The organism is Pseudomonas carassii (genome assembly GCF_036324045.1).
Taxonomy (GTDB): domain Bacteria; phylum Pseudomonadota; class Gammaproteobacteria; order Pseudomonadales; family Pseudomonadaceae; genus Aquipseudomonas; species Aquipseudomonas peradeniyensis.
In genome coordinates this window covers 58,295-73,691 of sequence record NZ_JAZDCT010000032.1, presented here as the reverse complement: position 1 = coordinate 73,691, position 15,397 = coordinate 58,295, and the positions used below count along the sequence as shown (strand labels likewise).

Here is a 15,397-nt window from a genome sequence, read left to right as displayed (position 1 = left end):
TGAGACAGACCCAAGATCCTGGGGCCGCTACGCAGCCCATTCGCGGCACAAGGCCGCTCCTACAGGGATCGCGTCAACCGCCTCCGTGATAAGGTTCCTGTTCGGCACCAACCGCACTTCCGAGACCACCCAATGCCCCAGACCACCTCACTTCACCCAGGCTTCATGATCGTCCAGGGCAACCGCCTGGACGACCTGCGCAATCTGGTGGTGAGCGTGATGCGCCGTTACCCCCTGGCGCCACTGGAAAACGAAATCGCCCTGGTGCAGAGCAACGGTATCGCCCAGTGGTTGAAACTGGCCCTGGCCGAAGACCCGCAGGACGACGACCAAGGCGGTTGCGGGATCGCCGCCGCCATCGATGTGCAACTGCCGGGCAGCTTCATGTGGCAGTTGTACCGCCGCGTGCTGGGGCGCGATGAAATCCCCGAGGTGTCGCTGCTCGACAAGGCGCCCCTGACCTGGCGCCTGATGCGCCTGCTCCCGGAAGTGATCGAGCGACCGCACTTCGAGCCCCTGCGTCGCTTCCTCACCGATGACAGCGACCTGCGCAAGCGCTACCAGCTGGCCGAGCGCCTTGCCGACCTGTTCGACCAGTACCAGGTCTACCGCGCCGACTGGCTGAAGGACTGGGCAAGTGGTGCCCATGTGCTCAACACCGCGCGCGGCGAGCGCAAGCCGCTGGCCGCCGGCAATCGCTGGCAGGCCGAGCTTTGGCGGATCCTGCTCGAGGACGTGGGCGAGGCGGGCATGGCCCAGAGCCGGGCCGGCGTGCATCAACGTTTCATCGAGCGGATCAACGGCCTGGAGCAGGCCCCCGTCGGGCTGCCAGCGCGGCTGATCGTGTTCGGCATCTCGTCGCTGCCCGCCCAGATATTGGAGGCCCTGGCAGGCCTGGCCCGCTTCAGCCAGGTACTGCTGTGCGTGCACAACCCTTGCCGTCACCACTGGGGCGATATCGTTGCCGACAAGGACCTGTTGCGACACCAGTACAAGCGCCAGCAACGCAAGCAGGGCATGCCCCTGCAACTGGACGATGAGCTGCTGCACCAGCATGCACACCCGCTGTTGGCGGCCTGGGGCAAACAGGGGCGCGACTATATCAACCTGCTCGACAGCTACGACGATCCCGGCAGTTACCAGGGCGTCTTCAGCGACGGACGCATCGACCTGTTCAGCGAAGGTGAGCCCAAGACCCTGCTCAACCAGTTGCAGGACGACATCCTCGAGCTGCGCCCCCTGGCCGAGACTCGCGAGCAATGGCCGGCGGTTGATCCGGCCAAGGACCGTTCCGTGCGTTTCCACCTGGCCCACAGCCCACAACGCGAAGTGGAGATCCTGCACGATCAGTTGCTCGCCCGCTTCAGTGCCGACCCCACGCTGCGACCCCGCGACGTCATCGTCATGCTGCCGGCCATCGACACCTACGCACCGCATATCCGCGCGGTGTTCGGCCAGCTCGACCGCAACGATCCGCGCTATATCCCGTTCACCCTGACCGACCAGGGCCAGCGTGGTCGCGACCCGCTGTTGATCGCCCTGGAGCATCTGCTCAAGCTGCCTGACAGCCGTTTCGCCGTCAGCGAAGTGCTCGACCTGCTGGATGTGCCGGCAGTGCGCGCCCGTTTCGCCATCCAGGAAAGTGACCTGCCAACCCTGCACCGCTGGATCGAAGGCGCCGGCATCCGCTGGGGGTTGAGCGCCGAGCAACGCGCCAGCTTCGGCCTGCCTGAGGGGCTTGAGCAGAACAGTTGGCGCTTCGGCTTGCGACGCATGCTGCTGGGGTATGCGGTCGGCGTGGGCGAAGGCTGTGACGGTATCGAGCCGTACGATGAGATCGGTGGCCTCGACGCCGCGCTGATCGGCCCGTTGGTGGCGTTGCTCGATGCCCTGGACATTGCCTGCCAGGCGCTCTCACAGCCGGCCTCGGCGACGGAGTGGGGGGTACGGCTGCATGCGTTGCTGCAGATCTTCTTCCTGGCCGAGAACGAGCACGACGAACTGCTCCTGGTGCAGCTGCAGGACCTGCGTGACACCTGGCTGGAAACCTGCGACGCGGTCGGTCTGCACGACCTGCTGCCACTGACCGTGGTGCGCGAAGCCTGGCTGTCCGGGCTGGACCAGGGCAAGTTGTCCCAGCGCTTCCTGGCCGGCTCGGTGAACTTCTGCACCCTGATGCCCATGCGGGCCATCCCGTTCAGGGTGGTCTGCCTGCTGGGCATGAACGACGGCGACTACCCGCGTGCCCAGCCGCCCCTCGACTTCGACCTGATGGCCAGCGATTACCGGCCAGGGGACCGTTCCCGCCGCGAGGATGACCGTTACCTGTTGCTCGAGGCCCTGCTCTCGGCACGCGACCAGCTCTATGTCAGCTGGGTTGGGCGCAGCATCCGCGACAACAGCGAGCGCCCGTCCTCGGTGTTGATCGGGCAGCTGCGCGATCACCTGGCCGCCGGCTGGCAGCTCGCCGGCGCCAAGACCGGCCAACGCGACGACCCTGGACAGCAGCTGTTGCATGCCCTGACCCAGGAGCATCCGTTGCAGCCGTTCAGCCAGCGCTATTTCCAGAAGGGCAGCCCGTTGTTCAGCTTCGCCCATGAATGGTTGGCGTTGCACCAGGCCGGGGATGAAGCGCAAGCGCCTACCGCCCTGTCGCCCTACGCCGGCGATGAGCCGCTCAATCTGGTGCAGCTTCAGGACTTCCTGCGCCATCCGGTACGGCATTTCTTCAGCCAGCGTCTGAAAGTGTTCTTCGAAGCGCTGGAGGCACCGACCCCGGACGAGGAACCCTTCGTGCTGGACGCCCTGCAACGCTATGGCCTGAGCGAAAGCCTGCTCGGCGCCGCGCTGGCCGATCCGAACAACGCCGAGCGGGCGCTGCAGGACCAGGCCCGACGCCTCCAGGCCTGCGGGATGCTGCCCTTGGCAGGCTTCGGCGAAGCGTTACAGGCCGAGCTGATCCAGCCGCTGCCGGACCTGCTGCAACGCCATCGGCAACTGCTGCAGCGCTGGCCAACCCAGGTCGAAGGCGCCTTGCCGATCCATTTCGAGCAGGGATCGCTGCGCCTCGAGGGCTGGCTCGGCCGGGTGTACCAGGCCGAGGACCACAGCCTGCTGAGCATCGCCACCGTGCCCAACACCCTCAGTGCCGGGCGCAACAGCCTGAGGTGGCACCGACTGGTGCCGGCCTGGGTCATGCACCTTGCCGCCTGCGCCTCGGGCTATCCGCTGCACAGCGCGTTGGTGGCCAGTGACCTGACCCTGCTGCTGGTCCCGTTGCCCCAGAGCGAGGCGGCAGAGCGCCTGGGCGAACTGTTGGTGGCACGCCAGGCGGGCATGAACGCCCCTTTGCCGGTGGCAGCCAAGACCGCCTTCGCCTGGCTGGCCCAGGAGGATCCGGACAAGGCCGTGGCCGCCGCGATCCGCGCCTATGAGGGTGACGGCCAGAACAGCTTCGGTGAGCGCAGCGAAAGCCTGGCCTTGGCCCGCCAGTACCGTGACTTCGCCGCGCTGGCCCTCGACGAAACCTTCGAAGGCTGGTGCGAAGCCTTGTATCGCCCCCTGTTCGCAGCGCCCTGGCAGACCCTGGGTAACCCGGAGAACGCCCAATGACCCAAGCCCGCCCCCTGGCGCTGAGTTTCCCCCTGCACGGCAGCCAGCTGATCGAAGCCAGCGCCGGCACCGGCAAGACGTTCACCATCTCGGCCCTGTACCTGCGCTTGATCCTCGGCCATGGCGGTGAGCAAGGGTTCAGCCGCGAACTGCTGCCACCGCAGATCCTCGTGGTGACCTTCACCGACGCGGCCACCAAGGAGCTGCGCGAGCGTATCCGCGCGCGCCTGGCCGAGGCGGCGCGTTTCTTCCGCGGTGAGCTGGACGGTGCCGACCCGTTGTTGCACCTGCTGCGCGACGATTATCCACAGGAGCAATGGCCACGCTGCGCCAGCCGTCTGGAGATCGCCGTGCAGTGGATGGACGAGGCCGCCGTCTCGACCATCCACGGCTGGTGCCAGCGCATGTTGCGCGAGCACGCTTTCGACAGCGGCAGCCTGTTCACCCAGAGCCTGGAGACCGATCACAGCGAACTGCTGGGCCAGGTCATGCGCGACTACTGGCGGCGCTTCTGCTACGGCATGCGCGGCGAGTCGCTGGCCTGGGTACGTGGCAACTGGGGCAGCCCCGATGCCTTGCTGCCAAGGATCAGGCCGCTGTTCGGCCGTGTCCGGGGCCAGGTGGACGATCAAGATCCACAAGCCTTGATCGAGGCGACCCTGCGCCAGCGCACGGAACAACTGGCGCAGCTCAAGGCGCCCTGGGGCGCCTGGGCCGACGAGCTGCAGCAGATCTGCCGCGATGCCGTGGCGGCCAAGCAGGCCGACGGGCGCAAGCTGCAGGCACGCTATTTCGAACCCTGGTTCGACAAGCTGCGGGCCTGGGCCGGTGATGAGCAAGCCATGGAATTGGACCTGGGCACCGGCTTCACCCGCCTGACGCCCGCTGGCCTGGCCGAGGCCTGGAAGTCCGGCGAGCCGCCGCAACACCCGGCACTGCGGGCCATGGAGTCCTTGCGCGAGCAGCTCCAGGGGCTGGCCAGTCCCGATGCACGATTGCTGGAACATGCCGCCGCCTGGGTATCGGCGCGCTTCGAGGTGGAGAAACGTCGCCGCGCCGAAATGGGTTTCGACGACATGCTGCTGCGCCTGGAACATGCCCTGGGCAGCGACTCGGGCGAGCGCCTGGCCGCGTTGATCCGCGAGCAGTTCCCGGTCGCGTTGATCGACGAGTTCCAGGACACCGACCCTGTCCAGTACGGGATCTTCGAACGCATCTACCGCATCACCGAGAACAACCCGGACACCGGCCTGTTCATGATCGGTGACCCCAAGCAGGCGATCTACGCCTTCCGTGGCGCCGACATCTTCACCTACCTGGCCGCGCGCCGCGCCACCGCCGGGCGCCTGCACAGCCTGGACACCAACTACCGCTCCAGCCAGGCCATGGTCGCGGCGGTCAACCGGGTGTTCCTCCTGGCCGAGGAACGCGCCGAGGGCCGTGGCGCTTTTCTGTTCCGGACCCAGGGCGACAATCCGCTGCCCTTCGTCGAAGTGCGCGCCAAAGGCCGTGGCGAGCAACTGCTGATCGCCGGGCAGCCCAGCGCGGCCCTGCATTGCTGGCAGCTGGAGAGCGACGAGCCGGTATCCAGCACGTCGTATCGCCAGCAGTTGGCCGCCAGTTGCGCCAGCCATATCGTCGAGCTGCTCGAGGGTGGGCAGCAGGGCGTCAGCGGTTTCGCCGATGCCGCCGGCAAGCTGCGGCCCTGCCTGCCTTCCGATATCGCCATCCTGGTGCGCGACGGTCGTGAGGCCCAGCTGGTCCGCGCCGAGCTGGCGGCTCGCGATGTGCGCAGCGTATACCTGTCGGACAAGGACTCGGTGTTCGCCGCCCAGGAGGCCCATGACCTGCTGGCCTGGCTCAAGGCCTGCGCCGAGCCGGACTCGGAGCGTATGCTCAAGGCCGCCCTGGCCAGCCTGACCCTCGACCTGCCGCTTATCGAACTGGAGCGCCTGAACCAGGACGAGCGAGTCTGGGAAAGCTGGGTGATGCGCTTCCGCCGTTACCGCGACACCTGGCAGCGTCAGGGCGTGCTGCCGATGCTGCGCCGCCTGCTGCACGACTTCCAACTGCCGCGAGCGCTGATGGGCCGCAGCGACGGCGAACGGGTGCTGACCAACCTGCTGCACCTGGCCGAACTGCTGCAGCAGGCCGCAGGCGAGCTGGATGGCGAGCAGGCGCTGATCCGCCATCTCACCGAGCACCTGGCCAACGCCGGGCAGGCCGGAGAGGAGCAGATCCTGCGCCTGGAAAGCGACGAGCAACTGGTCAAGGTGGTGACCATCCACAAGTCCAAGGGCCTGGAATACCCCTTGGTGTACCTGCCGTTCATCTGCACCAGCAAGCCGGTGGATGGCCAGCGCCTGCCCCTGGGCTGGCACGACGACCAGGGCGTGGCGCACCTGACCCTGACGCCGGACGCCGAGCAGATCGAGCGCGCCGACGACGAACGCCTGGCCGAGGACCTGCGCCTGCTCTACGTCGCCCTGACCCGTGCCCAGCATGCCTGCTGGCTGGGCGTTGCCGACCTCAAGCGCGGCACCCAGCGCAGTTCGCAGCTGCATCCTTCGGCCTTGGGCTACCTGCTGGGCGGTGGCCTGCCGTTGGCGGCTTCCAGTCAGCTGGGCGAATGGCTCGCCACCCTGGCGGCTGGCAACCCGGCCATCACCCATGGTCCACTGCCTGAGGTCCAGGCCCTGTGCTACCGCACGCCGGACAGCCAGCGCGAGCTGCTGCCGCCGCGCAAGCCTCGTCGGGCCGCTGCGGAGCACTGGTGGATCGCCTCGTACAGTGCCTTGCGGGTCGGTGACCAGACCCTGGTCGCCGACAGCTCCCAGGCCCAGCAACTGCTGGACGACGAGGTGCTGGACAGCCAGTCGCTGCGTGAGGTGCCGGCCGAGGCGGGCGATATCCACCGCTTCCCCCGTGGGCCGAATCCGGGCACCTTCCTTCATGGCCTGCTCGAATGGGCGGGGCGCGAAGGGTTCGCGGGGGTCGCCGCCCAGGGGCAGGTGATCGAGCGCACCGTGGGCCAGCGCTGCAACCGGCGCGACTGGACCGGCTGGATTCCCACGCTGACCCAGTGGCTACAGCAACTGCTGGTCCAGCCCATGCCGTTGCAAGGGGCCACCTTGACCCTCGCAGGCCTCGAGCGCTACCAGGTCGAAATGGAGTTCTGGTTCGCCAGCCATCAGGTCGACGCGGTGCGCCTCGACCATCTGGTGGCGCGCCACACCCACGTTGGGATGACGCGGGCGGCCGCCCAGCCGACCGTGCTCAACGGCATGTTCAAGGGCTTCATCGACCTGGCCTTCGAACTTGACGGGCGCTATTACGTGGCCGACTACAAGTCCAACTGGCTCGGCCCCGACGCCGAGGCCTACGGCGCCCTGGCCATGGAGCAGGCAATCCTCGAGCACCGCTACGACCTGCAGTACGTGCTCTACCTGCTGGCCCTGCATCGCCAGCTGCGCGCGCGCCTGCCCGACTACGACTACGACCGGCACGTCGGCGGCGCCGTGTTCATCTTCCTGCGTGGCGTCACCTCGGCCGGCCATGGGCTGTATCATGCGCGGCCTCCCCGGGCGCTGATCGAACAGCTCGACGCGATGTTCCGGGGTGAGCAAGAACCTGCCCAACAGGACCTGTTTGCCGGAGCCACGCCATGAGCCGCAACCTCGACGACCTGCTGCCCACGCCCTTGCAGGCCGAGCACCTGAGCGCCCTGGCGCCGCTACGCCACAGCCAGGACTTGCTGGCGCTGCTCGATCGCTGGGTCGAGCGCGGCTGGCTGCGGGCTTTGGACCGGGCTTTCGTGAGTTTCCTCGAGGAGCGGGCGCCGGGCGGCGATCCGCTGGTGCTGCTGGCCGCCGCCCTGGCCAGCCACCAGCTGGGTCATGGCCATGTGTGCCTCGACCTGCAACAGACCCTCGCCGAGCCGGATTTCGCCCTGTCGCTGCCACCGGAAGGCGATGCCCTGGCCGGGCCGTTGCTGCTGCCTTCGCAACTGCTGGCCAGCCTCGACCTGGGCACCTGGTTGCAGCGGATCGCCGAGAGCCCCCTGGTTGCCGCCGGCGATACCGTCGAGCAGCGTGCCCGGCCACTGGTGGTCAGCGGCGAGCGCCTGTACCTGCGCCGCTATTGGACCTACGAGCGACGCATCGACAACGCCCTGCATGAGCGCCTGGCGCGCCTTCAGCCGCAGCCGGCCGACCTGGCACAACGCTTGGCGCAACTGTTCGAAGGTGGCTCGAGCGCAGGCGAGGTGGACTGGCAGATGCTGGCCTGCGCCCTGGCCACCCGGGCCGGTTTCAGTGTCATCACCGGCGGCCCCGGAACCGGCAAGACCACCACCGTGGTACGCCTGCTGGCGCTGTTGCAGGGCCCTGCGGTCGAACAAGGACGGCCGCTGCGCATCCGTCTGGCGGCGCCGACCGGCAAGGCCGCGGCGCGCCTCACCGAGTCCATCGGCCAGCAGGTGGAGCGCTTGCAGGTGGATGGCGCGGTGCGGGCGCAGATCCCCACCGAAGTCAGCACCGTGCACCGCCTGCTGGGTAGCCGCCCGGGCTCTCGGCACTTCCGCCATCATGCCGGCAACCCGTTGCCCCTGGATGTGCTGGTGGTCGATGAAGCCTCGATGATCGACCTGGAGATGATGGCCAATCTGCTCGATGCCCTGCCGGCCAACGCGCGGCTGGTGCTGCTGGGCGACAAGGACCAGCTCGCTTCGGTGGAGGCCGGAGCGGTGCTGGGCGACCTGTGCCGCGACGCCGAAGACGGCTGCTACTGGCCGCAGACCCTGGCCTGGCTGGAGCAGGTGGGCGGACAGTCGCTGGCCGACATCGGCCTGAGGCCGGGCGATGGCCAGCGTAACCCGCTGGCCCAGCAGATCGTGATGCTGCGCCACTCGCGGCGTTTCGGCGAAGGCAGCGGTATCGGCCAGTTGGCGCGCCTGGTCAATCGCCAGCAAGCCCTGGAGGCGCGTGCGCTGCTGGCGGCCCGACCGGCGGATGTTCATTGCCTGACCCTGGGCGGCGAGCATGACAAACGCTTCGACCGCCTGCTGCTCGATGGCCTCAACCAAGGTTCCGAGGGGCCACAGGGGTATCGCGGCTACCTGCGTACCATCGGTCGCCTGCGCCCGCCGCCAGGCACGCCAGGCGACGATCCGCGCTGGGAGCGCTGGGCGGCCGAGGTGCTGCAGAGCTTCGAGGCGTTCCAGTTGCTCTGCGCCGTGCGCAAGGGCGCCTGGGGCGTCGAAGGCCTCAATGAGCGGGTCGCCCGGGTGCTGCACAACGCCGGGCTGATCGACAGCCAGCAACCCTGGTACGAGGGTCGCCCGGTACTGGTCACCCGCAACGACTATGGCCTCGGGCTGATGAACGGCGATATCGGCATCGCCCTACGCCTGCCGGACGATCAGGGCGAGGCGCTGCTGCGCGTGGCCTTCCCGCGCAACGATGGCAGCGGCGGGGTGCGCTTCGTCCTGCCCAGCCGTCTCAGCGAGGTGGAAACGGTGTTCGCCATGACCGTGCACAAGTCCCAGGGCTCGGAGTTCAGCCATACCGCACTGGTGCTGCCTGACGCGCTGAACCCGGTGCTGACCAAGGAACTGGTGTACACCGGGATCACCCGCGCCAAGCATTGCTTCAGCCTGATCGAGCCGCGCGCCGGGGTGTTCGAGGAGGCAGTGGGGCGCAAGGTCCGCCGGGTCTCGGGGCTGATGCTGGAGCAAGTCTGACTCTGGAGTTTGCCGCCGATATGCTATCGTTGCGGCATTATCCGCAAACATTTTGTGAGATTTCCCCCCATGACAGTGGCTGTCTCGGCCCTGGGACGCGTGAAGGGCTGTGCGCTCTCGTTGCTGATGGCCATGCTGTTGTCGAACGGCGCGCCCGCCTGGGCGGACAATGCCGTATCGCAGGCGCAGGTGCAGCTAAGGGCCAAGGCCGTGACCCAGGTCGTGCTGGGCATCCTCAGCTACGCCCGCTGGCCTGCCGACCCCAATCCCCTGCGCCTGTGCCTGGTCGGTCCGACCGAATATGCCGACGACCTCATCAAGGGCAATTTGCAGCAGTCCGGGCAACCCCTGCAGGTGCGCCGCCTGCTCGCCGACGACCCCAGTGTGGCCAGTGCCTGCGACGCCATCTACCTCGGTAAGCTCGACAAGCAGCAACGTGAGCGATTGTTCCAGCGGATCAACGGCCACCCGGTGCTGAGCATCAGCGAGGCCGACGATCCGTGCACGGTGGGGAGCCTGTTCTGCCTGCGGGTCGGCGATCAGCAGGTGGCGTTCGACGTCAACCTCGACTCGGTGGCACGCAGCGGCGTGCGCATCCATCCCAGCGTGCTGCAGCTGTCGCGACGGCGGGCGGGGCAGCCATGAAACGTTCAGCCAGGCGCTTCAGCCGGCCGACCCTTCGCGCCGTGCTCGGGCGGGGTCACCTGGGCGTGGCCTTGCTCGCCGCGGGTCTGGCCGGGGTGCTGGTGACCCTGCTCGGGGTGGCGGCGTTGCGTGTGTATGCCAACCACAACCTGCACCTGATCGCCCGCTCCATCAACTACACCGTCGAGGCCGCCGTGGTGTTCGACGACAGTGCTGCGGCCAACGAGGCCCTGGCGCTGATCGCCTCCACCGAAGAAGTGGCCGACGCCAAGGTGTACGACAACGATGGCGACCTGCTCGCCCACTGGCAACGCGACGAGCAGGGGGTAATGGCGCAGTTGCAGTCGCAAGTGGCGCGCAGCCTGCTGGAGGAACCGATCAGCATGCCGGTGCAGCACATGGGCCAGCGGGTCGGTCATATCGAGCTGACCGGGCAGGGCGGCAGCCTGGTGCGCTTCCTGCTCAGCGGCCTGGTGGGCATCCTGGTGTGCACGGTGCTCAGCGCGGTGCTGGCGCTGTACCTGTCGCGACGCTTGTTCGGCGACATCATCCGCCCCTTGCGCAACCTGGCCAGCGTTGCCCACGCCGCGCGGCGCGAGCGCAGTTTCGACCGGCGGGTGCCGCAGACCCAGATCGCCGAACTCAACGAACTGGGCAACGACTTCAATGCCCTGCTCGACGAGCTGGAGGTCTGGCAGAGCCACCTGCAGAGCGAGAACGAAAGCCTCGCCCACCAGGCCAGCCATGACAGCCTCACCGGCCTGCCCAACCGCGCCTTCTTCGAAGGGCGGTTGAGCCGCAGCCTGCGCAATGCCGCGCGTACTGAAGACCACCTGGCGCTGTTGTTCCTCGACAGCGACCACTTCAAGCAGATCAACGACAGCCTCGGCCATGCAGTGGGGGACGAAGTGCTGATAAGCGTGGCCAACCGCGTGCGTGCGCAACTGCGCGAGCATGACCTGGTGGCGCGTCTGGGCGGCGACGAGTTCGCCGTGCTGCTGACGCCGCTGCACTCGCGCGAGGATGCCCAGCGTATCGCCGAGAAGATCGTTGCCAGCATGAAGCTGCCGGTGCAGCTGGAGGATGGCACCAGCCTGACCACCTCGCTGAGCGTCGGTATCGCCTATTACCCGGACGACGGCCGCGACCCGGCCAGTCTGCTCAATGCCGCCGATGCGGCGATGTACCAGGCCAAGCGCAATCGCCGTGGCCATTGGCAAGTGGCGCAGACGGAACGCTGCGCCCCTGATGCAAAGAACAGGAGCTGAACCGTGACCAAGCGTTTTTCCGTGCTGCGTTTCCCGTTATTCACCCTGCTGCTGGCGCTGCTGACCCTGGCCGGCTGCCAGAGCGTGCCGCCAAAGGGGCTGACCCCCGAGCAGGTCGCCGTGCTCAAGCGCGAGGGCTTCGCCCCGACCGACGAGGGCTGGGCGTTCGACCTGTCGGGCAAGGTGCTGTTCGGCAGTGACCTGGACAGCCTCAACAGCGCCAGCGAGTCGATCGTCGAGCGTATCGGCAAGGCGCTGCTGTCGGTGGATATCCAGCGCGTGCGCATCGACGGCCATGCCGACGCTTCGGGCAAGGCTGCCTACAACCAGCAGCTCTCTGAGCGTCGTGCCCAGAGTGTGGCCAAGGCGTTGATCGGCATCGGCATGCAGCCGCAGAACATCCAGACCCGCGGCATGGGCAGCAGCCAGCCGGTAGCGGACAACCGCACCGCGGCGGGACGCATGGAGAACCGGCGGGTGTCGATCGTGGTGGCGTCGGATTGAGGCACGCATCGCGTGGCAAGCTGGTCCAAACGTGGGAGTGGGCTTGCCCCGCGATGATGCGTACCCTCAATCCCGAGCGAACTTCATCTCCCGTGTCTCGCCCATCAGCAATGGCGCATTGGCCTCGGTCACCTCGCGGATGTAGTCCCACAGCAGCGTGATCCGCTTCAACTTGCGCAGATCTTCCCGGCAGTACATCCAGAATTGCCGCGTCACCTCGATCTCCTCCGGTAGCACTGTCACCAGTCGCGGATCCTGCGCCGCCAGGAAGCACGGCAGGATCGCCAGCCCGCGCCCCTGCAAGGCCGCCGTATACTGGGCGATCACGCTGGTGCTGCGCAGGTGCGCGTTGGCGTTGGGGATCAGGTTGGCCAGGTACAGCAGCTCCGAGCTGAACGCCAGGTCGTCCACGTAGCTGATGAACGGATGGTGCCCCAGGTCGGCGATCTCGCGGATCGGCTCGTGGCTGTCCAGATAGTCTTGGGTGGCATACAGGCGCAGGCGGTAGTCGCACAGCTTGCAGCACACGTAAGGCCCATGTTCCGGGCGCTCCAGGGCGATGACGATATCGGCCTCGCGCTTGGACAGGCTGATGAAGTGCGGCAGCGGCAGGATATCCACCGAGATCGCCGGCCAGGCATCGACGAAATGGCTCAACTGCGGGGTGACGAAGAAGCTGCCGAAGCCTTCGGTGCAACCCATGCGCACATGCCCCGACAACGCCACGCCTGACCCCGAGACCTGCTCACAGGCCATGTGCAGGGTGCTCTCGATCGATTCGGCATAGCCCAGCAGGCGTTGTCCTTCGGCGGTAAGGACGAAGCCGTTGGTCCGCGATTTTTCGAACAGCAAAGTGCCTAGCGCCCCTTCCAGCGAGCCGATGCGCCGCGACACCGTGGTGTAGTCCACGGCCAGGCGCTTGGCCGCACTGCTGGCCTTGCGGGTGCGCGCCACCTCAAGAAAGAACTTGAGGTCGTCCCAGTTCAGCGCGCTCAGGGAGGTGAGGTCTTTTTGCATGATGATCCGGTTTTTTTGTGCATTCTTGTTGGATGTTTGCACATCTATACTCGAACTCAGCCCCTGAGCGCCACCCCGTTCGCTGCGGCGTAGGCGTCCTCGTTCCGACAATAATTCCAAGGAGAGCGCAGATGAACGCACCCCAGACGCCCGACCAGACCAAGGTCGAGCAGGTCAAGCTGCTGATCGACGGCCAATGGGTCGAGTCGAAGACCACCGAATGGCGTGACATCGTCAACCCGGCGACCCAGCAAGTGCTGGCGCGGGTGCCGTTCGCCACCGCCGAGGAAGTCAACGCCGCCGTGGCCGCCGCCGAGCGCGCCTTCAAGACCTGGCGCGACACCCCGATCGGCGCGCGCATGCGTATCATGCTCAAGCTGCAGGCGCTGATCCGCGAACACAGCAAGCGCATCGCCGTGACCCTCAGCGCCGAACAGGGCAAGACCATCGCCGACGCCGAGGGCGATATCTTCCGTGGCCTGGAAGTGGTCGAGCACGCCGCCTCCATCGGCACCCTGCAGATGGGCGAGTTCGCCGAGAACGTCGCCGGCGGTGTCGACACCTATACCCTGCGCCAGCCGATCGGCGTGTGCGCCGGCATCACCCCGTTCAACTTCCCGGCGATGATCCCGCTGTGGATGTTCCCGATGGCCATCGTCTGCGGCAACACCTTCGTGCTCAAGCCGTCCGAGCAGGACCCGCTGTCGACCATGATGCTGGTCGAGCTGGCACTGGAAGCCGGCATCCCGGCCGGCGTGCTCAACGTGGTGCACGGTGGCAAGCAGGTGGTCGACATGATCTGCACCCACCAGGACATCAAGGCGATCTCGTTCGTTGGCTCGACCGAAGTCGGCACCCACGTCTACAACCTGGGCAGCCTGCACGGCAAGCGCGTGCAGTCGATGATGGGCGCCAAGAACCATGCCGTGGTGCTGCCCGACGCCAACCGCACCCAGACCATCAACGCCCTGGTCGGCGCCGCCTTCGGCGCGGCCGGCCAGCGCTGCATGGCCACCTCGGTGGCGGTGCTGGTGGGCAAGGCTCGCGAATGGCTGCCGGATATCAAGGACGCGGCGAGCAAGCTCAAGGTCAACGCCGGCAACGAGCCGGGCACCGATGTCGGCCCGGTGGTCTCCAAGCGCGCCAAGGAGCGTGTGCTGGGCTTGATCGAAAGCGGTATCAAGGAAGGCGCCAAGCTCGAACTGGACGGCCGCGATGTGAAGGTGCCGGGCTACGAGCAGGGCAACTTCGTCGGCCCGACCCTGTTCTCCGGGGTGAAGACCGACATGCAGGTCTACACCCAGGAAATCTTCGGTCCGGTGCTGGTGACCCTGGAAGTCGACACCCTCGACGAGGCCATCGCCCTGGTCAACGCCAACCCGTTCGGCAACGGCACTGGCCTGTTCACCCAGAGCGGCGCGGCGGCGCGCAAGTTCCAGAGCGAGATCGATATCGGCCAGGTCGGCATCAACATCCCGATCCCGGTGCCGGTACCGTTCTTCAGCTTTACCGGTTCCCGTGGTTCCAAGCTCGGTGACCTCGGCCCGTACGGCAAGCAGGTGGTGCAGTTCTACACTCAGACCAAGACCGTCACCGCCCGCTGGTTCGACGATGACAGCGCGGGTGACGGTGTGAACACCACCATCAGCCTGCGCTAAGGAGAACGCCATGCGTATCGCTTTCATCGGCCTGGGCAACATGGGCGCGCCCATGGCCCGTAACCTGATCAAGGCCGGGCACCAGCTGAACCTGTTCGACCTGAACAAGACCGTGCTGGCCGAACTCGCCGAGCTGGGCGGCCAGGTCAGTACGTCGCCGAAGGACGCCGCCGCCAACAGCGAGCTGGTGATCACCATGCTGCCGGCCGCCGCCCATGTGCGCGGCGTTTACCTGGATGAAGAAACCGGCGTGCTGGCCGGCATCCGCCCCGGCACCCCGACCGTGGATTGCAGCACCATCGACCCGCAGACCGCCCGTGACGTCTCCAAGGCCGCGGCGGCCAAGGGTATCGACATGGGCGATGCGCCGGTCTCCGGCGGTACCGGCGGCGCGGCGGCCGGCACCCTGACCTTCATGGTCGGCGCCAGCGCCGAGCTGTTCGCCACGCTCCAGCCGGTGCTGGCGCAGATGGGCCGCAATATCGTGCACTGTGGCGAGGTCGGTACCGGGCAGATCGCCAAGATCTGCAACAACTTGCTGCTGGGCATCTCGATGATCGGTGTGTCCGAGGCCATGGCCCTGGGCAATGCACTGGGCATCGACACCAAGGTGCTGGCCGGCATCATCAACAGCTCCACCGGGCGTTGCTGGAGTTCGGACACCTACAACCCGTGGCCGGGCATCATCGAGACCGCCCCGGCCTCGCGCGGCTACACCGGTGGCTTCGGTGCCGAGCTGATGCTCAAGGACCTGGGGCTGGCCACCGAGGCCGCGCGCCAGGCGCACCAGCCGGTGATCCTCGGCGCCGTGGCCCAGCAGCTGTACCAGGCGATGAGCCTGCGCGGCGAAGGCGGCAAGGATTTCTCGGCGATCGTCGAGGGGTACCGCAAGAAGGATTGACGAGCGAGTGGACTTGATCGCGAAACGAGTGCCCTTTCCCCTGTAACTGCGC

General features: G+C 67.1%; 9 protein-coding genes. 8 read left to right on the top strand and 1 reads right to left on the bottom strand.

Features of this window, described 5'->3' with window-relative positions; genetic code table 11:
- Window positions 1–132 precede the first annotated feature (132 nt).
- The 6 genes from recC to V0R62_RS21035 all read left to right on the top strand — a co-directional run bounded on the left by recC (window position 133) and on the right by V0R62_RS21035 (window position 11,769).
- The gene (gene recC / locus V0R62_RS21060) at window positions 133–3,612 is read left to right on the top strand and encodes an exodeoxyribonuclease V subunit gamma (protein WP_330105065.1); all 3,480 of its coding nucleotides are present in this window, start codon (window positions 133–135) and stop codon (window positions 3,610–3,612) included.
- Complete coding sequence (gene recB, locus V0R62_RS21055; protein WP_330105064.1) at window positions 3,609–7,280, top strand: exodeoxyribonuclease V subunit beta; 3,672 nt, start codon at window positions 3,609–3,611, stop codon at window positions 7,278–7,280. Before recC ends, recB begins: the two co-directional genes overlap by 4 nt.
- Window positions 7,277–9,352 (top strand): exodeoxyribonuclease V subunit alpha, encoded by a 2,076-nt coding sequence (gene recD / locus V0R62_RS21050; protein ID WP_330105063.1) that lies wholly within the window; start codon window positions 7,277–7,279, stop codon window positions 9,350–9,352. Before recB ends, recD begins: the two co-directional genes overlap by 4 nt.
- A gap of 69 nt (window positions 9,353–9,421) precedes the next feature.
- Window positions 9,422–9,997, top strand: a complete 576-nt coding sequence (locus V0R62_RS21045; protein ID WP_330105062.1) for a YfiR family protein — start codon at window positions 9,422–9,424, stop codon at window positions 9,995–9,997.
- Window positions 9,994–11,265, top strand: a complete 1,272-nt coding sequence (locus tag V0R62_RS21040) for a diguanylate cyclase domain-containing protein (RefSeq protein WP_330105061.1) — start codon at window positions 9,994–9,996, stop codon at window positions 11,263–11,265. The genes V0R62_RS21045 and V0R62_RS21040 overlap by 4 nt, the downstream gene beginning before the upstream one ends.
- A 3-nt stretch (window positions 11,266–11,268) precedes the next feature.
- Entirely contained in the window at window positions 11,269–11,769 is a 501-nt protein-coding gene (locus V0R62_RS21035) for an OmpA family protein (RefSeq protein ID WP_052896095.1), read from the top strand.
- A gap of 66 nt (window positions 11,770–11,835) precedes the next feature.
- Here V0R62_RS21035 and V0R62_RS21030 read toward each other — a convergent pair whose 3' ends face one another.
- Window positions 11,836–12,786 (bottom strand): LysR family transcriptional regulator, encoded by a 951-nt coding sequence (locus V0R62_RS21030; RefSeq protein ID WP_330105060.1) that lies wholly within the window; start codon window positions 12,784–12,786, stop codon window positions 11,836–11,838.
- Window positions 12,787–12,917: 131 nt separating this feature from the next.
- Here V0R62_RS21030 and V0R62_RS21025 point away from each other — a divergent pair, with 131 nt between their 5' ends.
- Complete coding sequence (locus tag V0R62_RS21025) at window positions 12,918–14,444, top strand: CoA-acylating methylmalonate-semialdehyde dehydrogenase (RefSeq protein WP_330105059.1); 1,527 nt, start codon at window positions 12,918–12,920, stop codon at window positions 14,442–14,444.
- Between the two features lie 10 nt (window positions 14,445–14,454).
- On the top strand, window positions 14,455–15,345 hold the full coding sequence (gene mmsB, locus V0R62_RS21020; protein WP_330105058.1) for a 3-hydroxyisobutyrate dehydrogenase: 891 nt from the start codon (window positions 14,455–14,457) through the stop codon (window positions 15,343–15,345).
- The last annotated feature ends 52 nt before the right edge of the window (window positions 15,346–15,397 follow it).

Coding starts and splice junctions, on each gene's coding strand:
- recC (WP_330105065.1), top strand. CDS start 133: ATGCCCCAGACCACCTCACTTCACCCAGGCTTCATGATCGTCCAGGGC.
- recB (WP_330105064.1), top strand. CDS start 3,609: ATGACCCAAGCCCGCCCCCTGGCGCTGAGTTTCCCCCTGCACGGCAGC.
- recD (WP_330105063.1), top strand. CDS start 7,277: ATGAGCCGCAACCTCGACGACCTGCTGCCCACGCCCTTGCAGGCCGAG.
- V0R62_RS21045 (WP_330105062.1), top strand. CDS start 9,422: ATGACAGTGGCTGTCTCGGCCCTGGGACGCGTGAAGGGCTGTGCGCTC.
- V0R62_RS21040 (WP_330105061.1), top strand. CDS start 9,994: ATGAAACGTTCAGCCAGGCGCTTCAGCCGGCCGACCCTTCGCGCCGTG.
- V0R62_RS21030 (WP_330105060.1), bottom strand. CDS start 12,786: ATGCAAAAAGACCTCACCTCCCTGAGCGCGCTGAACTGGGACGACCTC.
- V0R62_RS21025 (WP_330105059.1), top strand. CDS start 12,918: ATGAACGCACCCCAGACGCCCGACCAGACCAAGGTCGAGCAGGTCAAG.
- mmsB (WP_330105058.1), top strand. CDS start 14,455: ATGCGTATCGCTTTCATCGGCCTGGGCAACATGGGCGCGCCCATGGCC.